23 protein-coding genes are annotated in these 26,365 nt (G+C 51.9%); 7 read left to right on the forward strand and 16 right to left on the reverse strand.

Annotation, left to right across the window (positions count from 1 at the left end):
* Nucleotides 1–26 precede the first annotated feature (26 nt).
* The 3 genes from DZC79_RS16740 to DZC79_RS16750 all read right to left on the reverse strand — a co-directional run bounded on the left by DZC79_RS16740 (nucleotide 27) and on the right by DZC79_RS16750 (nucleotide 4,905).
* The gene (locus tag DZC79_RS16740) at nucleotides 27–2,102 is read right to left on the reverse strand and encodes a ComEC/Rec2 family competence protein (RefSeq protein WP_118952753.1); all 2,076 of its coding nucleotides are present in this window, start codon (nucleotides 2,100–2,102) and stop codon (nucleotides 27–29) included.
* Between the two features lie 112 nt (nucleotides 2,103–2,214).
* Nucleotides 2,215–4,146, reverse strand: coding sequence for a histidine kinase (locus DZC79_RS16745; protein ID WP_118952754.1), 1,932 nt, complete (start codon nucleotides 4,144–4,146; stop codon nucleotides 2,215–2,217).
* A 12-nt stretch (nucleotides 4,147–4,158) separates the two neighbouring features.
* Nucleotides 4,159–4,905 carry a LytR/AlgR family response regulator transcription factor gene (locus DZC79_RS16750; protein WP_118952755.1) on the reverse strand — a complete coding sequence of 249 codons (747 nt, stop codon included), beginning with the start codon at nucleotides 4,903–4,905 and terminating at the stop codon, nucleotides 4,159–4,161.
* 253 nt (nucleotides 4,906–5,158) lie between these two features.
* Here DZC79_RS16750 and DZC79_RS16755 point away from each other — a divergent pair, with 253 nt between their 5' ends.
* Nucleotides 5,159–5,800 (forward strand): hypothetical protein, encoded by a 642-nt coding sequence (locus DZC79_RS16755; RefSeq protein ID WP_118952756.1) that lies wholly within the window; start codon nucleotides 5,159–5,161, stop codon nucleotides 5,798–5,800.
* Nucleotides 5,801–6,122: 322 nt separating this feature from the next.
* Here DZC79_RS16755 and apaG read toward each other — a convergent pair whose 3' ends face one another.
* From apaG to DZC79_RS16790, 7 genes are all read right to left on the reverse strand, one after another.
* Nucleotides 6,123–6,509 (reverse strand): Co2+/Mg2+ efflux protein ApaG, encoded by a 387-nt coding sequence (apaG, locus tag DZC79_RS16760; protein WP_118952757.1) that lies wholly within the window; start codon nucleotides 6,507–6,509, stop codon nucleotides 6,123–6,125.
* A gap of 60 nt (nucleotides 6,510–6,569) precedes the next feature.
* On the reverse strand, nucleotides 6,570–7,052 hold the full coding sequence (locus DZC79_RS16765) for a regulatory protein RecX (RefSeq protein ID WP_118952758.1): 483 nt from the start codon (nucleotides 7,050–7,052) through the stop codon (nucleotides 6,570–6,572).
* 117 nt (nucleotides 7,053–7,169) lie between these two features.
* The gene (locus tag DZC79_RS16770) at nucleotides 7,170–7,595 is read right to left on the reverse strand and encodes a DUF4293 domain-containing protein (RefSeq protein WP_118952759.1); all 426 of its coding nucleotides are present in this window, start codon (nucleotides 7,593–7,595) and stop codon (nucleotides 7,170–7,172) included.
* Nucleotides 7,596–7,654: 59 nt separating this feature from the next.
* Nucleotides 7,655–8,926: a serine--tRNA ligase gene (serS, locus tag DZC79_RS16775; RefSeq protein ID WP_118952760.1), complete on the reverse strand. Its 1,272-nt coding sequence runs from the start codon at nucleotides 8,924–8,926 to the stop codon at nucleotides 7,655–7,657.
* Between the two features lie 89 nt (nucleotides 8,927–9,015).
* The gene (locus DZC79_RS16780; RefSeq protein ID WP_232831861.1) at nucleotides 9,016–10,116 is read right to left on the reverse strand and encodes an ABC transporter permease; all 1,101 of its coding nucleotides are present in this window, start codon (nucleotides 10,114–10,116) and stop codon (nucleotides 9,016–9,018) included.
* 156 nt (nucleotides 10,117–10,272) lie between these two features.
* Nucleotides 10,273–11,751, reverse strand: a complete 1,479-nt coding sequence (locus DZC79_RS16785) for a trypsin-like peptidase domain-containing protein (RefSeq protein WP_118952761.1) — start codon at nucleotides 11,749–11,751, stop codon at nucleotides 10,273–10,275.
* 240 nt (nucleotides 11,752–11,991) lie between these two features.
* A complete protein-coding gene (locus DZC79_RS16790; RefSeq protein ID WP_118952762.1) occupies nucleotides 11,992–13,056 on the reverse strand; it encodes an acyl-CoA reductase in 1,065 nt (354 codons plus the stop codon).
* Nucleotides 13,057–13,188: 132 nt separating this feature from the next.
* Between DZC79_RS16790 and DZC79_RS16795 the strand changes: the two genes are divergently transcribed.
* The gene (locus DZC79_RS16795) at nucleotides 13,189–13,539 is read left to right on the forward strand and encodes a 4Fe-4S dicluster domain-containing protein (protein WP_118952763.1); all 351 of its coding nucleotides are present in this window, start codon (nucleotides 13,189–13,191) and stop codon (nucleotides 13,537–13,539) included.
* Between the two features lie 79 nt (nucleotides 13,540–13,618).
* On the opposite strand, the gene DZC79_RS16800 is transcribed toward DZC79_RS16795, so the two are convergent.
* The 6 genes from DZC79_RS16800 to DZC79_RS16825 form a co-directional block, all read right to left on the reverse strand.
* The gene (locus DZC79_RS16800; protein ID WP_118952764.1) at nucleotides 13,619–13,891 is read right to left on the reverse strand and encodes a hypothetical protein; all 273 of its coding nucleotides are present in this window, start codon (nucleotides 13,889–13,891) and stop codon (nucleotides 13,619–13,621) included.
* A gap of 82 nt (nucleotides 13,892–13,973) precedes the next feature.
* A complete protein-coding gene (locus tag DZC79_RS16805) occupies nucleotides 13,974–15,479 on the reverse strand; it encodes a carbon-nitrogen hydrolase family protein (protein WP_118952765.1) in 1,506 nt (501 codons plus the stop codon).
* 144 nt (nucleotides 15,480–15,623) lie between these two features.
* Nucleotides 15,624–18,230: a DNA mismatch repair protein MutS gene (mutS, locus tag DZC79_RS16810; protein WP_118952766.1), complete on the reverse strand. Its 2,607-nt coding sequence runs from the start codon at nucleotides 18,228–18,230 to the stop codon at nucleotides 15,624–15,626.
* Between the two features lie 88 nt (nucleotides 18,231–18,318).
* Nucleotides 18,319–19,878 (reverse strand): hypothetical protein, encoded by a 1,560-nt coding sequence (locus tag DZC79_RS16815; RefSeq protein ID WP_118952767.1) that lies wholly within the window; start codon nucleotides 19,876–19,878, stop codon nucleotides 18,319–18,321.
* A gap of 472 nt (nucleotides 19,879–20,350) precedes the next feature.
* Nucleotides 20,351–20,707, reverse strand: a complete 357-nt coding sequence (locus DZC79_RS16820) for an ArsR/SmtB family transcription factor (protein WP_118952768.1) — start codon at nucleotides 20,705–20,707, stop codon at nucleotides 20,351–20,353.
* A gap of 356 nt (nucleotides 20,708–21,063) precedes the next feature.
* Nucleotides 21,064–22,338, reverse strand: coding sequence for a sensor histidine kinase (locus tag DZC79_RS16825; RefSeq protein WP_118952769.1), 1,275 nt, complete (start codon nucleotides 22,336–22,338; stop codon nucleotides 21,064–21,066).
* A 173-nt stretch (nucleotides 22,339–22,511) separates the two neighbouring features.
* On the opposite strand from DZC79_RS16825, the gene DZC79_RS16830 reads away from it, so the two are divergent.
* From DZC79_RS16830 to DZC79_RS16850, 5 genes are all read left to right on the forward strand, one after another.
* Entirely contained in the window at nucleotides 22,512–23,090 is a 579-nt protein-coding gene (locus DZC79_RS16830) for a YqgE/AlgH family protein (protein WP_118952770.1), read from the forward strand.
* A 52-nt stretch (nucleotides 23,091–23,142) separates the two neighbouring features.
* Entirely contained in the window at nucleotides 23,143–23,856 is a 714-nt protein-coding gene (locus DZC79_RS16835; protein ID WP_118952771.1) for a C40 family peptidase, read from the forward strand.
* 23 nt (nucleotides 23,857–23,879) lie between these two features.
* Complete coding sequence (locus DZC79_RS16840) at nucleotides 23,880–24,374, forward strand: hypothetical protein (RefSeq protein ID WP_157977222.1); 495 nt, start codon at nucleotides 23,880–23,882, stop codon at nucleotides 24,372–24,374.
* 71 nt (nucleotides 24,375–24,445) lie between these two features.
* Nucleotides 24,446–25,699: a methionine adenosyltransferase gene (gene metK, locus DZC79_RS16845; RefSeq protein WP_118952773.1), complete on the forward strand. Its 1,254-nt coding sequence runs from the start codon at nucleotides 24,446–24,448 to the stop codon at nucleotides 25,697–25,699.
* A gap of 133 nt (nucleotides 25,700–25,832) precedes the next feature.
* Nucleotides 25,833–26,324 (forward strand): YajQ family cyclic di-GMP-binding protein, encoded by a 492-nt coding sequence (locus DZC79_RS16850; protein WP_118952774.1) that lies wholly within the window; start codon nucleotides 25,833–25,835, stop codon nucleotides 26,322–26,324.
* The last annotated feature ends 41 nt before the right edge of the window (nucleotides 26,325–26,365 follow it).

The raw sequence follows: 26,365 nt of genomic DNA on the forward strand, positions 1-26,365 counted from the left end.
GCTGCACTGATTATAAAATAACGATCTCAGGGCAGGGGAGGGTAGACCCATGCTCCCTCTTCCTGCACCCAATACACCGGTGCGCCCAGGGCTTTCAGTTGCGCGCTCCATTGCAATGCCTTCCAGCGGGGCAGGCTTCCATCGATAATAATTTTTCCCGGGTGAAAGGTATTATACCAGGCTTCAGGATCGAAAGCGCAGCGGGAGGAAACCACCAGGAAGTCCACGGGGAAATAGCTGCCAGGCGCTATGGCGCCGCTGTGATCCAGGAAAAGAATACGCTTGCCGCCAATACGGTATACGCGCTGCGGTAGTGCCGCAGCCGTATCCATAGCCCGGAAGGCAAGCCTGGCGGGCCATCTCGTGTACTGTTCTGTTTTTCGGTCGGGGATGCTGTCTTTATATACAGGGTAGCTGCGCCTGCCGGAGAAAACATCGGCCAGCGAAATACGCGCGGTATTATACACCACTACCCGTTTTTGTCTTAACGCGATCTGATCTTTGATCATGAGGTCGGCCAGCAGGATCAGGCCACAGAGGCCGCCTGCAAACAGATAGCGGCTGCTCCTGTATTTCAGGAAAAGGCAGATACCGGCAGTGGCCAGCATCAGCAGCCAGTACTCAAACGTATCGATATACAGCGTCTGCATGCGTGCCGGTGTGTAAGCCGCCAGGATACGGACAAGGCCATTAAAGGCATTGGTGAGCAGGCTGAGCGCTGTACCCAGCCATTGACAGGGCAGGCCGATAGCATACAGCAGGAACAGGCAGGCGGAGCCATAGAGCAGCAACATGCTGAATAACGCTGCAGGTAGATTGGCCACTAGTCTCAGCAAGGGGAATTGGTGGAAATAATAGATCACCAGCGGGGCGACCAGCACCTGGGCTGCAAGGCTTACCGCCAGGGCATCCCAGAGCCAGGCGCCGATACGATGCGCCGGCTTATACCAGCTGCGTATCGTAGGGTAAAACAAAAGGATGGAGAGCACGGCGAGAAAAGAAAGCTGTACGCCGATATTGTAGAGCCAGTTGGGGTTGTAGCAGAGCAACAGGAAACCAGCAGCGGCCCAGGTATTGACCGGCGGGCTATTCCGCTGCAACAGCAGGCCCAGCATGCTCAGGCTGAACATTACCGCGGCTCTTACAGCAGATGGCGGAAAAGCCGTGAGCGCCACGTAGAGCCATACTGCAGCCATAGCCAGCAAGTATTTGAAGGGATTGAGCCGGGGGAAAGGCAGCCATTTGAATAAAAGCAGGATGAAGGCCGCCAGCAACACGATATGCATGCCGGATATCGCAATGATATGCACGATCCCTGTTACTGAATAGGCCTGCCAGAGCTGCTCATCGAGTGTTGCCCGCTCATTCAGCACCGTAGCGGCGATCAGCGAACGCGTAATGCTATCCTTTACGGTTACCTCGAGACAATGCGCCATGGCCCGGCGCAGGGAGGTTAATGACGCAGTTGCCTGGTGCGCTTCCTGCAGCAGGCGAATATCAGCGGGTGATAGGAAAGCCTGGTAAAAGATGCCCTGGCGTGCAGCGTAAGCGGCATAGTCGAAAGCATTGGGATTGCCGGAAGCCCTGATGCGGTTGACCTTTGCGGGGATCAGCCATTTCTGCCCGGGACGGAAAGCAGGCAGGCTGTCTTTTTTATAGAGATACAATTGCAGCCAACCTTCTACCGGCAGCCAATGCTCCCGGTACCGTATACGTTCTACTTTAACAGGGAGCAACAGCGTCCGGGTTTTCGGCTGCGGATCATCGCTGACCGATACCACAAGCGCATCGGCTTGTTTCAGGTAATGACCATACCATCGTTTGCTGCTTCGTACATCCTGCAGGCTGCTTAGGGTAGCGCCGAGGAACAGGAATGCCTGGCTGAGACTGAGCATACGAAGCGGTTGCGCTGTATTGCTGACGCTGCGGGGCAGATGCAAGGCCAGCGCGGCGATACCGGACCCCAGGCAGCACAGGAACCATAGCAGAGGAGCGGTATGAGAGATAAAGCCATGAAGCAATATGCCGGCGCAGAGCGCGGTAAGCAGCCACAGGAAAGGATGCGCAGGTAACAGCGCAGGATTTTTCGGAATGCGGTTCATAAAAGATAAGAGGTGCACTTATCTCTTATAGTATGGTAGCCGTTTTTTGGTACCCTGAAGATACGCATTTACCATTATCGGTACATATGTCTCATAAAAAGTGAGACAAACCTTATGCCTTACCATTGATGAGATAGGGAATATCCATGATCACGAGAATACCTTTTCCTTTCCCTTCGCTGGCCTTATCGATAATGCGGAGGTCGGCTTTCTTCCCGGTATTCTTACTCAGCAGCTCCAGGCGCTCGCGGGTAATATAGGTCGAAAGGGATTGTTTGCCCGAGCCGGTTACCCTGGGCTGCATACCATTGCCGTTGTCCTCGATCGTGCAGCGGAGAATACCATCCATCCGCTCGATGCCGACCTCGATATGGCCTTTGGAAGACAGGTTCTGAACACCATACTGTATCGCATTTTCCACGAAGGGCTGAATGAGCATAGGCGGAATAAGGATCTCATCTTCATCATAGCCTTCGTATAGCCCGATGTGGTAGTCAAAGAGGTTTTCAAAGCGCATGTATTGCAGGCTCAGGTAATTTTTCAGGCCATCTACTTCTTTTTCCAGGGATACGAAAGACTCCCTTGAATTTTCAAGGCTTACGCGCAGCAGGCGGGCAAACTGGTTAAGATAGCGGATCGATTTATCTTTCTCATCGTTGCGTATGAATCCCTGCAGGGAAGAAAGGGTGTTGAAGATAAAGTGAGGATCCATCTGGCTGCGCAGCAGGCGTTGTTCCAGCTCCATGCTTTCATTGGCTGCCCTCAGCTTTCTTTGACGGATGAATACATAGGCCAGTAATACCGATACCAGCAGCGAGAAGCCGAAGGCGAAGATGAGGAAGCGCTGCTGTTTGAGAATCGTTGCCTGCGATTTGTTTTGCAGGGATAATTGCTCCGTACGCTGCTTTTGCTGTCTCAGGTTGTAGTTGAGGTCCAACGCGGCGAGCTCTTCACGCTTCTGCATCGCGGAGATGCGTTCGCTGGTGTTAAAGGCCATGATCAGGTAGTTGAAGGCCGAATCATATTCTTTAAGCGAGCGGTAGATCTTGGCCAGCTCCTCATAGGTCCTGAACTTAGCCTCTTCGTCTTTTTTGCTTTCGGCAATAGCCTGCGCTGCTCTCGCGTATTTCAGCGCGCCGGTAAAATCCTGCTCATCGTAATGCGAATAGGCCATATTCAGGTATTCCTGCGCGAGGTCGGGTGTCTGGAGCTTTTTTTTCAGCTCAAAAGCTTCGTTCTGCAAAGCATAGCCTTTGGCCCGGTCGCCCATACGGATATAGAGCACACCCTTGGCTGCAGTGCTGATCGCCATCATGTTCTCGTCGCCGGCTTTTTTAGCCAGTGCATAAGCGCTGTCCTCATAGTACAGCGCCTTCCTGAAATCATCCATGGCGCTGGCAATACGCGAATGCTGCGACATAAACTGTGCCCTGACACTGTAGTCGCCTGTATCGGCAAAAGCTTGCTGGGAGACATCGAGGAATTGGGATGCGCGGTTGGGATCTCCTGCCCGGAAAGAGATCTCGGCGGCCAGGTTATATGTCCACCAGCGGAAGCGGGACCGGGTACCCTGCCGCTCATTGAGCTGCATCACCGGCACCAGCAAAGCAAAGGTACCGGCGCCTACGCTGCTGTCCATCTGTATCCGTACCAGCGCCGACTCTTTCAGCGTGATGAGGTCGTAGTCCCTGGCGGTATCTACTTTGGCATAATGCAGCATGCGGTGAAACAGCTGTGCAGCCGCCGCCTTATTGCCTTTTTTATAAGCTTTGTAACCTTGCAGGAACTGGCGGTAACCTATGATGCGGTAATCGTCGCGGAACTTGGCCGGCAGCACGCTGTCAAGCCGGCTGAGGAAGCCCGCACTGTTGCGGGACAGCGCCGAATCCACATAGGCACGGTACAGCTGCTCTTCTTCCGAGAGCGAAATGTCGGGCTGCATAGCAGCGCCGTCTGGCTTGCCAGTGCAGGCCTGCAGGAGGACAATAATAAGGAAGAGCAGCGCGCTTACTGCCGGATGCCTGGAGCGTAGATTTTTTTCCATGGAAGCACAAAATTAGCCACCGGTTAGAAAAGAAATAACATGCTCTTTCTTCCGGGTAGAAACGGGAATCTCCTGTCCGCCTTTCAGGATCAGGTAGCCTTCTTTGTGGAACCGGTCGATGAAGCTCACATTGACCAGGTACGACTGGTGGGGGCGCAGGAAGAGCTGCCGCGGCAGCAGCTCATCGTATTCCTTGATCGACTTGCTTACGACGATCTTCCGCTTATCCACCAAATGAAAATGGGTATAGCCGCCATCGTTCTGGCAATAGATGATCTCGTCGAAGGCTACCACTTGCAGGAAGTACTGGGACCGCAATACAATACGGCTGCGGATCGCTTTGTTGTCACTGTTCATGTGTGCCCGGGCTACCTCCAGGCTTTCCCTCACTTCAAGCGCTTCTTTCCTGCCGGCCTTTACTTTTTCCAGCGCATCTTTCAGCTCCAGCTCATCGATAGGCTTCAGCAGGTAATCCAGGGCGCCGTATTTGATCGCCTTGATCGCATACTCATTGTAAGCGGTAATGAAGATGGTATGGAAGCTGATCTTTTCCAGCGATTGCAGCAGGTCGAAGCCTGTGCCATCGCTCAGCTGGATATCGAGCAGCAGCAGATCGGGCTGCGTGGCATTGATCAGTATTTTCGCTTCGGTTACCGAACCGCAGGTACCCACTACAATGAAGCCGGAATAAGGTTTGAGCAACGCTTCCAGGTCTTTCCGGATAATCGGCTCGTCGTCTACGATCAGTACACGAAGCATAATATGATTGTTTTGGGAACAAATATAGAAGCAAAGCAGCAGCCTTCTTTTTTGTTGGGAATTATTTCACTTTTTTTAAACGATTACAAGGCTGATAAACAGCCTGCTTTGCCCTCTTTTGAGCGGATTTACTTCTTCTGCTCACGTATCCTGTGCGTAACAAAGCGCATATGCAAATGCCGGCCGGGGAAGAAATCATGAGGTGTAATTTGTTCCGGTCCATCGTTTGTTTCTCTAAAAATAAAAGATACTCATGAGCGCAATCAATCAACGTCAATGTCTGTCCCTCTTATTCCTTTTATGTGTCCTGCTGGGCTTCTGCTCCTGCGACAGCAATCTCGGCGTCAATATTTATGATAAAGAGCAGCTGGCTACATTGCCGGCAAAGATCAACAAGTATGTCAAACCGGATATGCAGGTAACGGAGCTGACTTTTATGCCTACCAGTGCCAAGCATTTTACCGACATTATGGAATCAGTGAGCATTACCTATGTCGACCCGGCCAACCCTCAACGGCTGAAGGAAATGAAGATCGACCTGGCCGGCGATAAAATGGAAGATAGTAAAGAGGTATTCCTGAACAGGAGCGAATTTCTGCTGAAGAAAGAGCTGGAAAAAGCTGCATCCATAAAAAACCTGGATTACAGCGTCATCTATACCAATCTTGAAAAGGCTGCCCGGCAAGTATCGGCGCAGGAGCTGGACAATGCCGGTACGCACAGCTACAGCATCGGGATGGACAAGGACCCGGCACTGGTAAAGCACCATATGGTCCTGAATGGTAAGCCTAAGAAAGGAGCGACTTCCCTGCAGGGACGCCGCCTGGTCACCAATTATTACGAGCTGCCCTTTACGGCTGATGCTAAGGGCGATGTCACCATGGATGAGAACTAGGCTGTTCAATGGATGCTCTGCCTGTAACGGATTTTGTGCAAACAACAGCAATTAACGACAAGGGCTGGACGGATCTACAATTGCCGGTGGAGACATCGGGGATCGTACTATGTTTGTGGTGGTTATGGACTGGTTCTCCATCCCGGCCTCCGGGCCGCAGGGGTGATTTTATCCGGGTTCCGCGGCTGCCGGCTTTTCAGCGAATGGCCCCGTGAACGGCTAAGTGTCCGTGATAGAATCATGAAAGTTGATCAACCATGCAAAACAAAAAAGGGCCGGGCTATTTTGCCCGGCCTCTTTGCGTTCGGTGCTGATGCACGCCTTAGTTCATTTTGAAAGGGGCAACCAGCTCAAATTCCGGTATTGCTACTGAAAATAATTTTTTATTGTACAGGTTCTCCATCTGGTAGCTACCGTACATCTTACCCATATCGCTGCGTAGGCTGGATGCCGATACATATTGATACGATGCGCCCGGCTCCAGTATCGGCTGTGTGCCCACAACGCCTTCCCCTTCTACCTGCCTGTGATTGCCGTTGGAATCCAGTATATGCCAGTGACGGCGCAGCAGCTTTACCGGAACGGATGAGAAATTCTCGATGGTGATCCTGTAGGCAAACAGGTAGTCGGAATTAATGGGGTTGCTTTGCTCCGGCTGATAAAACGTCTCTACTGTAATACTGACCCCTTCTGTTACTTGCTGTATCATATCTCTAAACCTTTGCGGGCTCCATTTTGTATGGCGCTATGTAAAAATATCAAATTTCCGTTATCCTCGGGCATCCTGTTTTCCACTTTTTGTGTATTGCTGTTCCTGTAGTACTTCGGTAATCAAATCTGCTTCATAGCCCTTTTGTAATAAATAACGGAGGACTTTCTGTTTTCGTATCCGGGGCATTTTCTCGCTCCTGAGCTCCAGCCATTTCCTGCCGGCCAGCTGCTGCAAGGTGTGATAGTATTCGGAGGCGTCAATTTCCTGCAAGCCTTTCCTGATACAATATTCCGATACCTGCTTTTGCCTGAGGCCCTGCTCGATCTTCCGCCGGCCCCAGTGCAATACCCTGAATTTTCCTCCACTATAAGACCGGGCAAAACGTTCTTCGTTTAAAAAGTCGTCAGCGATCAGCGCGGCCAGGGCTTCTTCCAGCTCCGGGCCACGAAAGCCCAGCTCCAGCAGCTTATACCGTACGTCGCTGTGACAACGCTCCTGGTAAGCACAATAGTGGCGGATAGCGCTCAGATCAAGGCTCATAGGGGGATAAGAAGGGGTCTTTTAAGGATACAAAATTATAAAAAGAAAAGCAGCACGGCTCCGTGGCCTGCGCTGCTTTATAGATACATTGTGATTATCGATGCCGTTACCGCCTTCTCAGCGCAGGCGATCCAGCGATTTGACCAGCTTTTCATCCTTCCGGATGCCTGCCCTGGCCATAAAGAGCAGGAGCAGGGTCACTAGCGGCAGGAAAGTGCCGACCCAGTAATGTCCGGGAAGCGTAGCGTTTCCGGCAGCGCTGCGGAAATTATTGATACCGATAAACAGCCAGGCCTGCAGGCCGATACAGGCCAGTATATTCAGCCAGGTAAGGCTGAGCTGGTTCTTCCGGTTCTTGAAGCGGAAGAGGGTCACCAGGCTCAGTACGATGCTGAGCACCGCCAGGATGATGGCCAGCGGATCATTGCCTACGGTACGGTTCAGGGCGCTGGTCCCGGTTAAGACATAGGTGGGAAAGTAGAAGATGGTGGCCATAACGATGGCGGCCAGCAACAGCCATAATGATTGAATGCGTTGTATCATAATGTTCGTTTAAGATGGACAATAAGCTGCGGGCATTGCGCGCCGCAGGTTCGCGCCAATTAGCGGATGAGCGTATCGTTCAGGTACTTGTTCAAAACGGCCGGCAGCTGAATGCCTGCTGCTGTCTGGTTGTTTTCCAGCAGGCAGGCCATAATTCGGGGCAGCGCCAATGAGCTGCCGTTAAGCGAATGCGCTTGCTGCGTTTTGCCCTGCTCGTCCTTATAACGGATTTTCATCCGGTTGGTTTGGTAGGATTCGAAGTTGGATACGGAGCTCACTTCCAGCCAGCGCTGCTGCGCCGCGCTGTATACCTCGAAGTCGTAAGTCAGGGCAGAAGTAAAGCCCATGTCGCCGCCGCAGAGGCGCAGGATACGATAAGGCAGCTCAAGGCTCTGCAACAGCTGTTCCACATGCGTTACCATCTGCTCGAGGGCTTCATAAGATTGCTCCGGGTGAGCGATCTGTACGATCTCCACCTTGTCGAACTGGTGCAGACGGTTAAGGCCGCGCACATCTTTGCCGTAAGAGCCGGCTTCCCTGCGGAAACAGGGTGTATAAGCCGTCATACGCAAAGGCAGCTGATCTTCTTTCACGATCTCGTCGCGATAGATATTGGTCAGGGGCACCTCTGAGGTTGGGATGAGGAAGAATTTGTCTTCCGTTACATGATACATCTGGCCCTCCTTATCGGGCAATTGTCCGGTACCATAGGCGCTGTCTTCATTGACCAGGTGCGGTACCTGGTATTCGGTATAGCCGGCTGCAGTATTGTAATCGAGAAAATACTGGATAAGGGCCCGCTGCAGCCTGGCTCCCTTATTGATGTATACAGGGAAACCACTGCCGGTAATGCGGGTGCCCAGCTCAAAATCGATCAGGTTGTATTGATGCGCCAGGTCCCAGTGGGGCTTGGCATCGGTGTGCAGCTCGGGCAGCTGTCCGCCCTGGCGTACCACCTCGTTTTCCTCGGGCGTTCTGCCTTCGGGTACAGAGGCATGCGGCAGGTTGGGCAGGCTCAGTAGCAGCTGGTGCAGGCGCTGTTCGGCCTCCGCCAGCCGGTTGGCCAGCTCTTTGGCTGTTTCGCGGTGCCGGGTTACTTCCTGCTTCTTCTCTTCTGCTTCTTCTTTCTTCCCGGCGGCAATCAGCTGGCCTATGCTTTTGGATGCCGCGTTGGATGCGGCGGAGAGTGCTTCGCTCTGTTGTTGTATCTGTCTTTTCTCTTCGTCGAGGGCGATGATCTCGTCCACGAGGTGCAGTTCTTTGAAATGCTTCTTTTTCAGCCCGGCCAGGATAAGGTCTTTATCTTGCCGGAATAGTTGTATGGGTAACATTAAATCAGGTTAATATAAAGGTTGATGATATACAGGTGCAAAAATAATGGATTCGGGATTAGGGTAAGGCAAATAAGGATACAGAAATCTTAGCGTACATCGATCGCGTCTCTCAGGGCGTTGCCGAGTATATTGAAGGCCAGCACCAGCACCATGATGGCCATACCGGGTATTAATGCCGGCATCGGGTGCCCCGCGATCAGGAAATTGTAATGCTCCTTGATCATGAGCCCCCAGGAAGGAGTCGGCGGCTGAACCCCCACGCCCAGGAAGCTGAGGCCGGCTTCTACCAGGATGGCCGTGGCGAAGTTGGCGGCGGCGATCACCATGATGGGGCCTGCAATATTGGGCAGGATATGCCGGAAAATGATGCGGCTGTCTTTAAAGCCCAATGCTTTCGCTGCAACAATAAAATCCATTTCCTTAAGCTGCATCACCTGGCCCCGGATAAGCCTGGCCGCGCTTACCCAGGAGGTAAGCCCTATGGCAATGAAGATCTCCCAGAACCCCTTGCCGATGGTAAGGGTGATGGCAAAAACCAGCAGCAGGGTGGGGATAGACCAGAGGATATTGATCAGGTACATGATCGCGTTGTCGGTGGCCCCGCCATACCAGCCGGCCAGCGAGCCCAGCAGGATACCGATGCTCAGCGACAGCAATACGGAAATGATACCCACCGTAATGCTCACCCTGGCGCCAATGAGCAGGCGCGACAGGATATCCCGGCCATAGCGGTCGGTGCCCAGCAGGAAGCGTCTTTCTGTAATGCGATGCTGGTCTATCCAGCTCTTGGCGGTTTGCCCTGCCGGAAGGCCCAGCCTGCTGAGCGGGTAGCTCAGGGTATCTTCCAGCCCTATATCTACGTGATGCCGGGCTTTTAAGGTGTCTCCGGAGATAAAATAGCCGTTGATGGGGACATAAGCGTACGCAGAAGGTTTGCCATTGAGCAGGCCGTTAAGCCAGCCAGGTTGCTGCGGCACCCTTTGCTTGGGCACCAGCAGGAATTGCTGCCGGTAACCCGCGGGCCTGGCGCTGATCTCTACCACCATATTGTTGGCCAGCGGTGTATTGTCGGCGGCCAGGGGATAGGCGAAGAGCGCCATCAGCGCCGTCAGCAGGATAAAGCCCAGCGCTATAAGGGCCGGCTTGTTGCGGCGTAGCTTCCTGGATATCGTACGGTTTTCTTCCAAAGGCAATATCTGTTGATGCCTGCAAGATAAGTATCTTCCTTTGTTCAGGGGAAAATCCTTTGGCAGGATGAACGCATACGGTAAAAGCAGCGCCGCCCACCCTGTACATCAGGGGTGGGCGGCGTTCAAGTATTCTTTGTAAAACGGTCAGTGCGCTTAATAGCTGCCGCCGTTGTTGTCGTTTAAGCCATAGTAATACATGCCCCTTCTGCCAGGATACATACCGCCTACCTGCACGCCGTCATTGGCTTGCGCCACGGCACTCTGGAAGTCGCTAAGGTTGGATATGATTTCATCGTTCACGCTCAGGATCACGAAGCCCTTCTGGATATTTGCGCGTTTGGCCGCGCTGCCGTTGGCAATATCGGTTACCATAACACCACCGTCGACACCCAGGTTGCTGGCTTCCATATCGGTGAGGTTGCGCAGGGTAGCGCCGGAATAGGCCATGCTGGCTCCCTTGCCCACGCTGCCGGCGCCCGACAGGTTGCGCAGCTCCACGGAAACATTGGCCAGGTTGCCGCTGCGGATATAGCCAACACTGATCTTATCACCGGGGTGGAAACGGGCTACCTGCTCGGTGAGCTGGTTGGCGCTGGTTACGGAAACACCGTTGATCGACGTGATGATATCGCCGCGTTTTAAACCGGCTGCCGCTGCGCCGCTGTTGGGTACGGTACTTTGCACCAGCACTCCTTTGGCGTCACGGAAGGCGCCGCTGCTCAAGCCATATTGCTCGGCCGACTGTTCGGTCATCTTATTCAGGTCCACAAGCGTCAGGCCCAGGAAACCCCTTTGTACGGATCCGTATTTGATAATGTCGCCGGCCACTTTCTGGGCCAGGTTGGAGGGGATTGCGTAAGAATAGCCTGCATAGCTGCCTGTGGGCGATGCGATGGCGGCATTGATACCGATCAGCTGTCCCTGTGTGTTCACCAGGGCGCCGCCGCTGTTGCCGGGGTTCACAGCGGCATCGGTCTGGATGTACGATTCCACTGCGCCGCTTTTCGCACGGGCAGCATTCAGCCCGATAGCGCGGCCTTTGGCACTTACGATACCTGCCGTAACCGTAGCGTCCAGGTTCAGCGGATAGCCTACAGCCAGTACCCATTGGCCCAGCTTGACATTATCCGAATTACCCAGCTCCATATAGGGCAGATCGCTGCCGTCGATCTTCAGCACGGCGATATCGGTACCGGGATCGGTGCCCACTACCTTGGCGATTTGCGTATTGCGGTCATTAAAAGTTACCTGTACCTGGTCGGCGCCCTGCACCACGTGGTTATTGGTGATGATGTAGCCGTCGCGGGAAATGATCACGCCCGATCCCGCGCCCATCTGGTCGGGCATACGGTACTGCTGCGGTCCGTAGAAACCGAAAGGATCCTGGGCCAGCACGGTTTTGCCCTGGGTCAGGGTTTTCACATGCACCACCGATCTGACCGAAGCTTCTGCAGCGGGTGAAAAATCGACCGGCTGTGTTGCCGTCATGCCCGTATTGGACGCATAATGGATTGGGATATCGTTGTTGCCGGAAAGGAAAAGCTTCTTATCTGAAAGTTTGCTGAAGCCCCACATGGTCAGCAGGGAAGTTACCGCTGCGGTAACGACTACCGGAACAATTATTTTCTTCATAGTTCTGCTCTCTTGTTTTAATAGGTAATTGGATGCTTATTTAAACGTAGAGTTTCACCATAAATTTTAACGGAGAGAATTTTAACTTTTTAGCTGTACCAAAAATACATTGCTTTGAGATACAGGATGGTTAAGAATTTGTTTTTTGAGGTTTTTTAAGAAACGGGACTGGCTTTACACGTCCCTCTTTGACCCGCGATTGCTTCCAGCGTTTAAAATTACCGGCCGCAAGTCGTGGCCTCACAGCAGGGAAGAGAGAAATGCCATGGTATCGATACCATCGGCATAGTCGTTCAGCTGCGGCCGTTGGTTGGTCCCAAAGACGCGGGTCTCTACGGCAGGCACGGCAAAAGCATGGGTTGCTGTAGTAGTCCCGGGCAGTGCAGCGGCCCCCTTAAGCGTGATGCATTGCAGCCGGTCGTCGCTTGCCAGCTGCGCCAGCAGGGCTTCCCTATCGGTATAATATTCATAATGCAGCACGCCGATGGGTGCAAAAGGGCTTTCGCCGGGCACCAGCAACAGGCTGCCGTTGCTCATGTATGCCACCTTGTTCAGCAGGTAAATGGCCAGCTGAAAATCGTAATTGTTCTTGTATTTATGGTGATCCATATGACTGCTGAAGGTATTGAACACGGGCAGCAGGTCTTCGAAACGATAACCTTCGGGCACATACAGTTTGGTTACATTGCGGCAGCCGAGACCGAAATAAGTGCAGACATCCTGCGCCAGGCCGTCGAGCTGCTCCGGCGTCTCGGTGCCGTCCAGCAGGGCAACGGAGGTCCTGTTCTTGCGGATAATGTGCGGGTATTTTTGAAAATACTGCTCAAAGTAACGGGCGGAATTGTTGCTGCCGGTCGCGATATAGGCATCGCAGCCCTTCAGCATATCGCCGGTGCTCACCTGGTCGCGGAAGGCGGGATCCCATTCGCCCAGCAGGCCCAGCAGGTGCTCCCAGAGCACAGTATCTTTCGACGACAGCTTGATGACCAGCTTAAGGCCGCTGAGATAGACGCAGAGAAAATCGTGGAAGCCGACCAGTGGCAGGTTGCCGGCCATCACCAGGCCCACGGTCTTATCCGAAGGCTGTCCGGTCAGGGCAGGATAGGCTGCCAGCCAGCTCCTGAGCCGGTCTTCCTGTAAAAAAGCTTCGGCAATACCGGTAACGGCGAGCTGCGTATATTCGGGCACGAACCAGGCGTTCATCCGGTGCGCTTGTGCCACAACATTTTGCCAGGCTTCACTGTTATCTGCGAGGTAATGGCCCAGGCGTACCATAAGGGCGATTCTTTCATCCAATACTGACATAGAAATGCAATTTTCTGACTGCGAAATTGTAGTTTTGCAGCCGGATAAACAATTTTTAATCGACAAGGGTGGCCGGATGGGGGGATCACCGGGATTCAGCGCCGGGCCACGATCACAAATAAGCATATTATTATGGCTATAAAAATAACTGACGAGTGCATTAACTGCGGAGCCTGTGAGCCGGAATGCCCTAATACCGCCATTTATGAAGGTGGCGTAGAATGGAAGATTGCTGATGGTACGACCGTAAAAGGCGATTTTACACTAATGGATGGCTCTGTGACCACCGCAACGGCGCCGCATGACCCGGTTGCTGTAGACACTTATTACATCACTCCTGATAAATGTACAGAATGCCAGGGCTTCCACGAAGAGCCGCAATGCGCTGCAGTATGCCCTGTGGATTGCTGCATTCCCGATGAAATGTACCGGGAAACAGTAGAGGAGCTGCTGGGCAAGCAAGCCAAGCTGCACAATAAGTAATGATGAAGAAACATCCATAATAATGCGAACGGCGCCGGTTTACCGGCGCCGTTGCTTTTGTTTTTGCTTTCAGGCTTACTTATTTCTTTTGGTCTTTCATTTCTTTCGCCTTCTCCTCCCCGGCTTTTTCTACGGCTTTAGCCGCTGCTTTGGTAGAATCTTCCATTGCATTGGCTGCAGACTTGATGGTGTCGGAGGCTGCAGCGGCATTTTCCTTCATGTCGGAGGCCGTTTGTTGCGCCTGCTCCTTTACAGAATCGGCAGCTGCATCATTTTTATTCTCGGTGGCATTGTTACAGGCAGTCATACCGAATCCGGCAACTACGGCCATCATTAAGATCAGTTTTTTCATCGCTGTAAGTTTTAGAGTTACCTGTTTATACCCGGAAGATTGAAAAGGTAACCCGCTAAATACATAAGGCTCTGTTAAACGCTTATTTCTTCCGCATGCTTACCTCATAGAGATCTGTGCGCCTGTCGGTCATTGTACGCACCGAGCCATAGTGATGCAGCTCCTTAAGCAGGTTGAGGTCTACATCGGCAATAAGGGTCATCTCGGTATTGGGGGTTGCTTCCGCCTTGATCGCATTCATGGGAAAGGCAAAGTCAGAAGGCGTAAATACGGCAGCCTGTCCAAACTGGATGTCCATATTGTTGACCCCTGGAAGATTGCCCACGCAACCGGCGATAGCCACAAAGCATTCATTTTCGATAGCCCGGGCCATGGCGCAATGCCGCACCCGTATATAAGCGTTCTGGGTATCGGTAAGGTAAGGCACAAACAGGAGCTTCATACCTTGCAGGGCCAGCAGGCGGGAGAGTTCGGGAAATTCCACGTCGTAGCAGATAAGGATGCCGATCTTGCCACAGTCGGTATTGATCACGCTGATCTTGTCACCACCCGTAATACCGTAGTACTTGGTCTCATTGGGCGTGATATGGATTTTGCGGTATTCGCTCATTTTGCCGTTGCGGTGACAGAGATAAGCGACATTATACAAGTGCCCGCCTTCCACTACGGGCATGCTGCCGGCAATGATATTGACATTATAAGCAATGGCATATTCGGCAATCTTTTTCCGTATCTCTTCGGTCTTCTTGGCCAGTTCGCGCATGGCTTCGTATTCGCTGAGGTGATTGAACTCGGCCAGCAGCGGAGAGTTGAAGAATTCGGGAAACACGGCGAAGTCCGATTTGTATTCGCTTAGCACATCCACAAAGAACTCTACCTGTTCAAAGAATTTATCCATGTCGGCGAAAGGACGCATTTGCCATTGCACCAGGCCAATGCGGATGATGCTGTCGCTGAGGGCATTCTTCTTCCGGGAATAGTAAATGTTGTTCCACTCCAGGAGCACGGCATATTCATGCGATTGTTTGTCGCCCCTGAGGTAATTGGTCAGTATTTTGGCTACGTGAAAATCGTTGGACAGCTGGAAGCTGAGTACAGGATCGTAGATCTCCTTTGCTTTCACCTTTTCGATATACTGCTTGGGGCTGAGCTGCTCGCTGTACAGGTGGTAGTTGGGAATGCGTCCGCCTACCATGATCTCGCGCAGGTTCAGGTTTTCGCACAGCTCTTTCCGCGCATCGTAAAGGCGGCGGGCCAGGCGCAGCTGGCGATAGTCGGGATGCACGAACACTTCTATACCATACAGCACATCCCCATCGTCGAAATGGGTATCGAAGGTATAATTACCGGTGATCTCTTCGTAGGTGTGCTCGTCGCCGAACAGTTCGTATTGCACGATAATAGATAGGGCGCAGGCAGCTACCTTGCCGTCTACCTCCACGCAAAATTGTCCTTCGGGGAATATGTCCAGGAGCTTGTCGATATTGGCTTCGCGCCATACCCCGCCGATACCGTCGTAGGCCTCGATCATGGCCGCGCGCAGCCCTGCATAATCATCTGATTGTAATTGTCTTACTGTTACTTCCATCTTTTCCCGGAATTTGCTTTACCAACAAACTTCGGCAATAATGGTTGTATTCGCTATATGCCCCGGGAATGAAATCATTAATTCGCCACTTTTATCTGCAGAGACGTTGCATGCAACGTCTCTGCAGTGAACAGGGGTATAAAATTATTGATACACCTTTACAATATCTTTCAGCTCGTTCAGCTTCAGGAGGGCCTCCACGGGGGTAAGGGTATTGATGTCTACCGTGAACAGCTGGGTCTGTATCCGGCGCAGGTCTTCGCCCAGGCCATCGAAGATATTCAGCTGGAAATTCTGCACCGGTATCTTCTTTACCCTTTCGGTGGACGTGTTGTCGGCATGTTTTTCTTCCAGCACGGCCAGTATTTCGTTGGCTCGGTCGGTGAGCGATGCGGGCATGCCGGCCATACGGGCTACCTGGATACCAAAACTGTGGCGGCTGCCGCCGGGCTCCAGCTTACGCAGGAAAATCACTTTGTTGCCTGTTTCCTTATGGGTAATGTGGTAGTTCTTTACGCGGGCCAGCTTGTGCTCCAGTTCGTTCAGCTCGTGGTAGTGCGTGGCAAATAAGGTTTTGGGCTTGTGTGCGTGGCCCTGTATATGCTCTACCAGCGCCCAGGCAATCGAGATACCATCGTAGGTGCTGGTGCCCCGGCCGATCTCGTCAAGCAGGATGAGACTTCGGGCACTGAGGTTGTTGACAATGCTGGCCGTTTCGTTCATCTCGACCATAAAGGTAGACTCGCCGCCGCTCAGGTTGTCGGAGGCCCCCACTCGGGTAAATATCTTATCGGTAAGGCCGATCAGGGCGGCCGTTGCGGGTACGTAGCTGCCCATATGCGCCATCAGGGTAATGAGCGCGGTCTGGCGCAGCAGGGCCGATTTACCGCTCATATTGGGGCCGGTGAGGATAATCACCTGCTGCTCCTCTTTGTTGAGGAGGATATCGTTGGCCACATAGCTGTCGCCGGGCTGCAGGTGCTGCTCGATCACAGGATGCCGGCCCAGCCTGATGTCCAGCACCTGGTCGTCGCTCATCTGCGGGCGGCAATACTGGTATTCCCTGGCAATATGGGCAAAGGACAGCAGGCAGTCGATCCGCGCTATGGCCTGGGCATTCTGCTGCATGCGGCCCAGGGCGGTTTGCAGCTTATCGACAAGCGCATCGTAGATCTGCAGCTCCAGGCTGGCGATCTTTTCTTCGGCGCCCAATATCTTTTCTTCGTATTCTTTCAGCTCAGGCGTAATGTAACGTTCGGCGTTGGCCAGCGTTTGCTTGCGTATCCATTCGGGCGGTACCTTATCCTTGTGGGTATTGGTGACCTCGAGATAATAGCCGAATACATTGTTGAAGGCGACTTTGAGGGAAGGGATACCGGTACGCTGGCTTTCGGCCTGCTGAATCTGCAGCAGGTATTCCTTGCCGCTGTAGGCGATCTTGCGCAGCTGGTCCAGCTCCTCGTGCACACCTTCTTTAATAGCGCCGCCTTTGTTGACGGCTACCGGCGCTTCTTCGTTCAGCTGGCTGGTAATGGTATCCTGGATATCGGTACAGGGGTCAATGCCTGCCGTTAGCAGGGCAACCTGCCCTTCCATCTGTCCGCCTAAGGTTTTGACAGCGGCGCAATGCTGAAGGCTGCGGCCCAGCTGGATCACTTCCCGCGGGCCGATCTTTTTCAAAGGGACCTTGGCGGCCAGACGCTCAATATCGCCGATCTGCTTCAGGTGCTTTCGGCATTCGTCAGCAGCATCCTGGTTGCGGATAAAAGCAGAAACCCAGTCGAGCCGCTGTTCGATCTGCGCCTTATCAGCAAGAGGAAAAATGATCCAGCGCTTGAGGAGGCGCGAGCCCATGGGCGTAAGGGTATGATCCATGGCCTGCAGCAAGGTATAGCCGTTCTCCACGGGGCTGTGCATCAGCTCCAGGTTACGTATTGTAAACCGGTCCATCCACAGGAACTCGGTGGCTGTAATGCGCTGTATGGAGTTGATGTGCTGTATATGCGGGTGCTCCGTATCCTTGAGGTAATGCAGGGCAGCGCCGGCGGCGATGATGGCTGCCGGCCACTCTTCGATGCCATAGCCTTTGAGCGATTGCGTATCGAAGTGACGCATCAGGGTCTCGTAGCCGTAATGGTGCTGGAAAATCCAGTCTTCGAGGGAAAAGGTATAATACTTCTGGTCCAGCGCTTCTTTGAACAGGCGTTGTTTGCCTTTGGCGATCAGCACCTCGGAAGGCTGAAAGCTTTGCAGCAGCTTATCCATGTATTCCATATTGCCCTGGGCCACGAAAAATTCCCCGGTGGAGATATCGAGAAAGGCCACGCCGTTCTCTTTTTCGTCGAGGTATACGGCAGCCAGGAAATTGTTGCTTTTGTTTTCGAGCAGCTTGTCATTTACGGCGACACCGGGCGTTACGATCTCGGTAACGCCACGTTTCACGATGCCTTTTACGGCCTTGGGATCTTCCAGCTGGTCGCAGATCGCCACGCGATGGCCTGCCTTGACCAGCTTGTGCAGGTAGGTGTCGAGCGAGTGATGAGGAAAGCCTGCGAGCTCGATATGGGACGCCGCGCCATTGGCCCTTTTGGTCAGGGTAATGCCCAGCACTTTGGATGCGATCAGCGCATCTTCTTTGAAGGTTTCGTAAAAATCGCCTACGCGAAACAGCAATACCGCATCGGGGTAACGGCTTTTTATCGCCTGGTGCTGTTTCATCAACGGGGTTTCTTCTGCAGATTTCTTTGCCATGTTCCAGGCAAAAATAACTTTGATTTCAGAATGTTCCGCGTGGCGGCGCCAAAAGTTATTGACAGCAGCTCCGCCGAATGTGGGAATGTCAGGTCTGAGCAGGGGCCGGCGACTGAGCCGCCACCTGTCGGGTGATATAGGCGGTATAGCTGATCTTTTCGATCTTGCTTTCCAGCCAGCCGTAGTAGTTGAAGTAGAGAAAGTACAGCTCTTTTACCGGGTCGTGGCGGTAATGTTCCAGCCGTCCCATAAAGCCCCGGATGATGTTCAGCCGCTCTTTTTCGCCGGCCGCGCCCACCAGGTGCTTCAGGAAGAGCATCAGGTCTTTTTCAAAAGGCAGCAGCTTTTTCTTGTTGTACAGGCGGAAGTAATTGGTGGAAATGGCATTGCTGAGCTGCAGGAAGCTTTTCTTTTCGAGGAGAATGAGCAGGTAAAATATCGAGGTGAAATACAGGATATCTTCCCGCTGCAGGTCCTGGTTGATATTGACGGCATCCAGCAGCAGGTCTTCCGCTTTATCGTAGGCTTCCAGCACGAAGTAGGAGATGCAGAGCGAGCAGATGATCGATAGGCCCATTACCGGGGGCAGGGCGCGATGCGTTTTGGCAAGAATATCGGCAGCGCTGCGTTCAAGCAGCGCAGCCACCTCGGCATACTGCGCCTGTTTGTGAAAGATCTTCAGCCGGGTATGAAAGGACATGATCTCCCAGCGTTCCAGCTCGTTCCTGTCCAGGTGCCCGGCGGCCAGTGTCTCGTAGACGTCCAGGTATTGTGCAGCCGCCTCCGGGTCTTTCAGGGCAAAAGCATTGTAAAATATATAATCGCAGCAATTGAACAGCAGCGCGGGGCTTTGTCCTATATGATGCGGATGCTGCTGCCACAGCCGGGTCAGTGCCTTGACATGAACAGCGCATTGCCCGAAACGGTAAGCCAGGTGGGCAGCGGCGCAAAGGTTGAAATGGCGGAGGAGCTGCAGCAATACGCAATCTTCATCCAGGTCGATCCCGTGTAGTTCGTCTTCAATAGCGGCAATGCGTTGCAATTGCTCCGGGGTGCAGCGGAGATAGGTGAACTGTTTGAAGGTGATCAGCTCGCGGCGCAGGACCTGCAGCTGCTGCTCCCATTGCAGCCGTTGCAGCACCTTTCGTTGCAGCAGCAGCAGGCGGGCGCTCTCCTTCTTAAAATGCTTGTAGTCGTAGTAAGGCAGTATTTTATAGTAGAGCTGTAGCAGCTTGAGCTGGGTGCTGTACAGCTCATATTTCAAGGCTGTAGCCCAGGCCATATCAGCAAGCTTTTCGGCTGAGGCCACCAGGTTCTTGGCCATCAGCGCCTCGGCTTCCAGCATAATGAACTGCAGCCGGATGAGGGGATCTTTGCGGCGCTGGTAGACCATCGACGACAGGATATCGTTCCAGAGATGGTTCTTCAGTCCTGAAAAATGGGAAGCTGTTTTTACGCCCATCTTCTTCATGAACAGCTTCTCATCGTTGACGGCACTGTTTTCCAGCAGTTCGAAAAGCTGGAGGTGCAGGGACTGGTTACGGTCTGCGTAGCGCTTGGCCATCTTTTTGTAATAAGCCTTTTCATGCCCTTCCAGGTTGCGTACCAATTGGTGCACCTCGTTCTTACGTGTTTCCGTAGCAGACATCGGACTTCCGTTTGAAAGTATATTATCGATAATAAAGATACGGTATTCCGGAATACTGAAATGAAGAAGAAATTAAAGTGTCCTAATACTTTGATTATTATACGTTTGAGGCAAATTAAAGCGATCAAAGACCTGTTCTGATCACTGAATTTAACGGAATATTTTAATTGTGGAAGCCCCGGGCTTATTGCACCTTTACATTGCAATAACACAAAAGCCATTACTAGCCCCGTACAAAACCCTATTCCGATAAAATGAACCGAACGATCTACTCCTGCTTTTTATTCTTTAAACAAGCCCTATCTTTAAAACGAATAAAACATTGAACCTGTGAAACCCCTTACCTGATCACTGTATACGGTTCAGCACCCGTGCTCAGGTACGACCGCAATTTTACCCGAATACATCGTTCTGCTTCAATGGAAAAGCCCCGCAAATCCTTGCGGGGCTTCATTTTTTTAGCTTAGTGTTTTTATTTTTCTGAATTGATCAGCTCTTTCACGAAATGACCAACAGAGGCTATGCGTGCATGATTGAGCGCATAGTGGATGAATTTACCGTCACGCTCCGTGATCACGATATCGGCGCGACGCAGGATAGCAAGGTGCTGTGAAGCTACCGACTGCTCCAGGCGCAGCTTTACATAAATGTCAGTAACGTTCATCCTTTTATTTTCTTCCAGCAGCTTTATGATTTGTTGACGCAGTTTGTGGTTAATCGCTCTTAAGGTCATTGCGGCACTTTTCACCGCCACATAATCCAGCTTAATCGGCTCATTTGCTTCTTCTTTCCGAATTACCAAAGTGTTTGCTGACACTGTTTGTTCCATTGTATATACTATTTAAGATAAGTGATTAAATAAATTGTGTAAGATTACGTCCGATAAGCAAATCTTTTATGGTTTATAAATGGAGGGGAATAGGGTAGTGTCGGGCAAAGATAGCGAATTTCTAATATATCTTAGGGGGATGACATATATAAGCCAGTTAATCTCGTGTTAATATGATGAAAACGGGCTTCGTCAATAAGGAGAAATAAAGATGGATTTATTTCTTATGTCACATTATTGTCTTTTTATGTATTTGTTAAACAAATGATTATATGACTTACATTTACCCTTTGTGCATTGGGTTTGAATGAACGTTCACTTGTCAAACGCAAAAAAGAGATATTTATTTTATTGACTTATGTCATGGGGAATTCAAGGGTAAAGGTGCTGCCTTTGCCTGGTGTGCTGTCGACTTTTATTTTGCCCTGATGGGCATCGACAACCGATTTAACATAGCTGAGGCCCAGCCCGAAACCCTTTACATTGTGCAGGTTGCCGGTATGCGCGCGATAGAATTTCTCGAAAATATGGCCGATCGTTTCTTTGGACATGCCGATGCCATTGTCTTTGATGCGGATCGCTATCGTTTTGGCATTGGGATTGCTGGTCTCGATCGCAATGTGAGTAGGATCCTTGGAATATTTGATAGCATTATCCAGCAGGTTGGCGATGATATTGGAAAAATGCACCTCGTCGGCTTTGATAAACCAGCGTTTGGCCACCAGCTTTTGCTCCAGGGTGCCATGCTTCTCTTCCACCATAAGCATAATATTGGCCGCAGCATTGGCGACTACGTCATGCACATCCACTGTCTGCAGGTTCAGCTCGAGGTCGTTGGTATCCAGTTGAGCAGCCTGCAATATCTTCTCTACCTGCTTGTTCATCCGTTTGTTCTCTTCACGTATGATGCCGGTATAATAATCGATCTGGTCGCCGCGGCCCTGTACCTTCGGATTGCCCAGGGCATCGACTGCCAGTGATATGGTCGCCAGCGGCGTCTTAAACTCATGCGTCATGTTATTGATGAAATCCGACTTGATCTCTGAGAGCTGCTTTTGCCGGAATACCGTGCGCACTGTGACGGCGAAAGCGGAAATGATGATCACGGTAAACAGGACAGATGCGCCGATCATCCAGGAGGTACGGCGGAGAATATAATTTTTGGGCTTGTTGATGTATAGGGAAATGAAGTAGCGGTTATCGGCAGTGATCGATTTATGAAAAGAGTTGGCGAACATAAGGTCCATGTTATAGCCCGGCGATTTGATCGCGCTGTAATTCCAGTCGTTGCTCATGATGGCAAACTCGTAGCTGAGATCGATCCCGTTCTTGTTCAGCTCCTGCTTGATGAGATCGTTGATCTCACTGGAAGGAATCCTGTTAAGCTGTTCCCAGAAGTAATTGGAAGCTTCGCGGCTTTCCCAGGCCGCGGTTTTGGGATTAACGCCCAGCACGGAAGCCAGCCGTTCCTTGATGCCTTTAACGATGCCCACATATGCATTTTCCAGGTCAAGGTAGTAGTTCTGCTTCTGCACCTGGAGCACGTTCTGGATCCAGGACATCTGCAACATCATAAGGCCCACTAAGGAAAGGGTGATAAGGATCACAATGGAGGGGAAAACTCTTTTCATAGCTTGGCCAAAGGTAAAGGATGCAAGCGATTATTACTTTATACTTAACGTTTTGGTTTTTAGTTTTAACAAACAATGCTTTGTTAAGAAACGGGAGTATGCCTAAATAATGAAACGAAGAACTTGGATTTAAGGAGCGGTGGTTTAATTTTATAACGACAAACCGTTCATTAATGGATATACTTGACTTGCGCAGATCGACCAATATCAAGCCGGCAGCGGGAAAGCTGCTGATCGCTGAGCCTTTCCTTACCGATCCGGGCTTTGCCCGCACGGTGGTGCTGCTCTGCGAGCACGGCGATGACGGCAGCATCGGCTTTGTATTGAACCGGCCTTCGTCCAGCAGTATAAGCGATCTGCTGCCCGAGCTGAACAATGTATCCTTGCCGATATTCGAGGGCGGCCCCGTACGCAACGATACCCTGCATCTCATACACAAGATGCCGGAGCTGATGGGTGGCGCCGAGGTGCTGCCCGGGGTATTCTGGGGCGGTTCGTATGCTCACCTGGCGTATGTGCTGGAACATCATGAGCCCGACGCGGCCATGCTCCGTCTTTTCATCGGCTATTCCGGCTGGGACAAAGGGCAGCTGGAGGCGGAGCTTGAAGAAGGCGCCTGGCTGGTAGCCGACAGCTTCAACGATCTCATTTTCGGTACCGAATCGGGCCGGGTATGGCAAGACTCCATCCGTTCGCTGGGCAGCGCTTTCGCCTTCCTGGCCAATATGCCTTTGCATCCGCAGCTGAATTAAGCATCCGGGCTGTTTCCCGCCTGCTAAAGCAAGGTGTCTTATATTTGCCCACATGAGCCATGAGGTTTCAGAAAACAAGCATCGCAGGATAGAAGGTGGTCTGCTGATCGTCATGCTGCTGTTATTTGTCGCTGTGTACAACCGGCGCTGGATCAGGAACGAGCTGAATCCCCGGCCTGCGGTCACAACGCTGAACGCCGGCGACCGCAGGGCTGCCCATTCCTGGAACAGGGCCCGCGCCGACAGCGCTATCCGTATTGTACGCAATGGCGACCTGGTGCTGCGTTCGGGCAGCGATGCCATCAGCGCATTGTTCAAGCGGGTCAATACCCGCGACAAAAACTACTCTCATGCCGGTATTGTTTTCATCGAGAACGGCTATCCTTTCGTATACAATTGTATCGGCAGCGCAGCCGATCCCGATGCGCTCCTGCGCCGCGATTCGCTCTGCGCCTATATTTCGCCCGCCGAAAACCTGGGCTATGCGGTTTATCGCTACCGGCTGCGGCCCGCGCAGGCAGAAAAGCTGTATACCGTTGCGCTCCGTTACTTTAAGGAGCGCCGCCGCTTTGATCCGCATTTCGACCTGACCACCGACAGTGCTCTATACTGCACCGAGTTTGTGTATAAGGCCATGCTGGAGACGACGGGCGATAAAAAGTATCTCCCGCTGACAGAGGCTTCCGGCTTCAGCTTTGTTTCGGTTGACAACCTGTTTGTCCGCAAGGACATGGCGCTGGTTTGCAGAATAGGTTATATACAGTAAATTCGCATGCCGAAAGTTAAATGATGAAAAAGCAAACAAGTCTCTTTATGGTAATGTTGCTTGCCGCAACAGTGCTGTACTCCTGCAAGAATACCAATTCGCCCCAGGCGGTTACGGAAAAGTTCCTCAACAGCTTTGTGCAGATGGACTATGAGACCGCCCGGTCCCTGTCGACCAGGAATACCTGGGAGCTGCTGGATATATGGGCGTCCTTTGCCAAGGAAATCCCCGAGTCGGTCAAGAAAGAAAAGGCCGAGCATTTCAAAGTAAAGATCACCGGTAATAAAAAGGAATCGGACAGTACCGTGATCGTATCCTATACCACCGAGCCCAAGATCCTTCCATTCAACAAGCTGCGGCTGCTGCGCCAGCGCGATATAGAAGGCCGCGAGCGCTGGAAGGTTGATATTTCAACCCTGGATCTTATCGGGGGAGAAGAGCTTTATATCGAAGAAGAGCAAAAGGCTGTCGATGTCGAACGTATCCCGGCCGATACCATCCGGGATAAGGAAGATTAAGTTCCCGCTTTGCGTATTTATTCTCATTCCCCTACCTTTGAGAAATTTTTTTATAAACTGTTTAATCAAATATGCCTTACTTATTCACTTCGGAGTCCGTTTCAGAAGGACATCCTGATAAGGTTGCAGACCAGATCTCCGACGCTTTAATCGATCATTTCCTGGCTTTTGACGCCGAGTCAAAAGTTGCCTGTGAAACCCTGGTAACGACCGGTCAGGTCGTGCTGGCAGGCGAAGTAAAGTCTAAAGCTTACCTGGATGTTCAGACCATTGCCCGCGACGTAATCAAGAAGATTGGCTATACGAAGAGTGAATACATGTTCGAGGCCAACTCCTGCGGTGTATTTTCAGCCATTCACGAGCAATCGGCCGATATCAACCAGGGTGTTGACCGCAAGAAAAAAGAAGAGCAGGGCGCCGGCGATCAGGGCATGATGTTCGGTTATGCTACCAACGAGACCGAAGACTATATGCCGCTGGCGCTTGACCTGGCACATAAGATCCTGATCGAGCTGGCCGAGCTGCGCCGCGAGAACAAGCAGATCAAATACCTGCGTCCTGATGCCAAGTCTCAGGTAACGCTGGAATACAACGACAACAACCAACCGATCCGCATCGATGCGATCGTGGTTTCCACACAGCACGACGATTTCGATACAGAAGCTAAAATGCTGGACAAGATCAAGAAGGATATCATCAGCATCCTGATCCCCCGCGTGAAAAAGAAATACAAGAAATTTGCCAGCCTGTTCAACGATAAGATCCAGTACCACATCAACCCCACCGGTAAATTCGTGATCGGCGGCCCGCACGGCGATACCGGCCTTACCGGCCGTAAGATCATCGTGGATACTTACGGTGGTAAAGGTGCGCATGGCGGTGGCGCCTTCTCGGGTAAAGATCCTTCCAAAGTGGATCGTTCGGCAGCCTATGCTACCCGTCATATTGCCAAGAACCTGGTGGCTGCAGGCGTTGCCGACGAAGTGCTGGTACAGGTTTCCTATGCGATCGGCGTGGCGCAGCCCATGGGCATTTACATCAATACTTATGGTTCGGCCAAAGTAGATATGAGCGATGGTGAGATCGCAAAGATCGTGGAAGGCATTTTCGATATGCGTCCTTACTTCATCGAGCAGCGCCTGAAGCTGCGCAATCCCATCTACAGCGAAACCGCTTCTTACGGTCATATGGGCCGCAAGAACGAAGTGGTGACCAAAGTGTTCACCACACCCGATGGTAAAGAGAAGAAAGTAAAAGTGGAGCTGTTTACCTGGGAAAAGCTGGATTATGTAGCGAAAGTAAAGAAAGCGTTCAACCTGAAATAAGCGTTGGGACGGAAATGAATAAAATCCCGCAGGGGCCTGACCGGTTCCCGGGAAGTAACGGCGGAGCTGTCCCCTTCTCTTTTGGGCAGCTCCGTTCTGTTTTTGTATCTTTGCTCCTCCTAAATTTAAACTTATGCCCTCATTCGATATCGCCAGTAAAGTAGATGTGCAGACATTGGACAATGCGATCAATGTCGTTAAAAAGGAAATTACCAACCGCTACGATTTCAAAGGCAGCCACGTGGAGATAGAGCTGGATAAGAAAGCAATGACGCTGAAGATTGAGGTGGAAAGTGATATGAAGCTGCAGCAGGTGGAAGATGTGATCATCTCCAAATCGCTGAAGCAGGGGCTGGATGCCAAATGCTTCGACTTCAGCAAGCCCTTCCAGGCCTCGGGCAAATATGTGCGCAAAGAAGTGGCTATCCGCAACGGTATCGATAAAGACAACGCGAAGAAGATCGTAAAGCTGATCAAAGACAGCGGCAGCAAAGTTCAGGCAGCGATCATGGACGACATTATCCGCGTTACGGGCAAGAAGATCGACGATCTCCAGGACGTGATCCGGCTGTGCAATGGCGCCAACCTGGAAATGCCGCTGCAGTACGTGAATATGAAGAGCTAGAAGCGCCGGAACGCCACCGCTCCTGTGGCGTATTTACTTTT

It is taken from the genome of Taibaiella helva, from assembly GCF_003545695.1.
GTDB classification, from domain to species: domain Bacteria; phylum Bacteroidota; class Bacteroidia; order Chitinophagales; family Chitinophagaceae; genus Taibaiella; species Taibaiella helva.

Excerpts from the sequence above, each read along its gene's own strand:
- DZC79_RS16750 (WP_118952755.1), bottom strand. The coding sequence starts at position 4,905 with ATGCTTCGTGTACTGATCGTAGACGACGAGCCGATTATCCGGAAAGAC.
- DZC79_RS16790 (WP_118952762.1), bottom strand. The coding sequence starts at position 13,056 with ATGTCAGTATTGGATGAAAGAATCGCCCTTATGGTACGCCTGGGCCAT.
- apaG (WP_118952757.1), bottom strand. The coding sequence starts at position 6,509 with ATGATACAGCAAGTAACAGAAGGGGTCAGTATTACAGTAGAGACGTTT.
- DZC79_RS16840 (WP_157977222.1), top strand. The coding sequence starts at position 23,880 with ATGAAAAAGCAAACAAGTCTCTTTATGGTAATGTTGCTTGCCGCAACA.
- mutS (WP_118952766.1), bottom strand. The coding sequence starts at position 18,230 with ATGGCAAAGAAATCTGCAGAAGAAACCCCGTTGATGAAACAGCACCAG.
- DZC79_RS16785 (WP_118952761.1), bottom strand. The coding sequence starts at position 11,751 with ATGAAGAAAATAATTGTTCCGGTAGTCGTTACCGCAGCGGTAACTTCC.
- metK (WP_118952773.1), top strand. The coding sequence starts at position 24,446 with ATGCCTTACTTATTCACTTCGGAGTCCGTTTCAGAAGGACATCCTGAT.
- DZC79_RS16770 (WP_118952759.1), bottom strand. The coding sequence starts at position 7,595 with ATGATACAACGCATTCAATCATTATGGCTGTTGCTGGCCGCCATCGTT.
- DZC79_RS16795 (WP_118952763.1), top strand. The coding sequence starts at position 13,189 with ATGGCTATAAAAATAACTGACGAGTGCATTAACTGCGGAGCCTGTGAG.
- DZC79_RS16805 (WP_118952765.1), bottom strand. The coding sequence starts at position 15,479 with ATGGAAGTAACAGTAAGACAATTACAATCAGATGATTATGCAGGGCTG.
- DZC79_RS16800 (WP_118952764.1), bottom strand. The coding sequence starts at position 13,891 with ATGAAAAAACTGATCTTAATGATGGCCGTAGTTGCCGGATTCGGTATG.
- DZC79_RS16815 (WP_118952767.1), bottom strand. The coding sequence starts at position 19,878 with ATGTCTGCTACGGAAACACGTAAGAACGAGGTGCACCAATTGGTACGC.
- DZC79_RS16830 (WP_118952770.1), top strand. The coding sequence starts at position 22,512 with ATGGATATACTTGACTTGCGCAGATCGACCAATATCAAGCCGGCAGCG.
- DZC79_RS16825 (WP_118952769.1), bottom strand. The coding sequence starts at position 22,338 with ATGAAAAGAGTTTTCCCCTCCATTGTGATCCTTATCACCCTTTCCTTA.
- DZC79_RS16745 (WP_118952754.1), bottom strand. The coding sequence starts at position 4,146 with ATGGAAAAAAATCTACGCTCCAGGCATCCGGCAGTAAGCGCGCTGCTC.
- DZC79_RS16835 (WP_118952771.1), top strand. The coding sequence starts at position 23,143 with ATGAGCCATGAGGTTTCAGAAAACAAGCATCGCAGGATAGAAGGTGGT.
- DZC79_RS16755 (WP_118952756.1), top strand. The coding sequence starts at position 5,159 with ATGAGCGCAATCAATCAACGTCAATGTCTGTCCCTCTTATTCCTTTTA.
- serS (WP_118952760.1), bottom strand. The coding sequence starts at position 8,926 with ATGTTACCCATACAACTATTCCGGCAAGATAAAGACCTTATCCTGGCC.
- DZC79_RS16765 (WP_118952758.1), bottom strand. The coding sequence starts at position 7,052 with ATGAGCCTTGATCTGAGCGCTATCCGCCACTATTGTGCTTACCAGGAG.
- DZC79_RS16740 (WP_118952753.1), bottom strand. The coding sequence starts at position 2,102 with ATGAACCGCATTCCGAAAAATCCTGCGCTGTTACCTGCGCATCCTTTC.
- DZC79_RS16850 (WP_118952774.1), top strand. The coding sequence starts at position 25,833 with ATGCCCTCATTCGATATCGCCAGTAAAGTAGATGTGCAGACATTGGAC.
- DZC79_RS16820 (WP_118952768.1), bottom strand. The coding sequence starts at position 20,707 with ATGGAACAAACAGTGTCAGCAAACACTTTGGTAATTCGGAAAGAAGAA.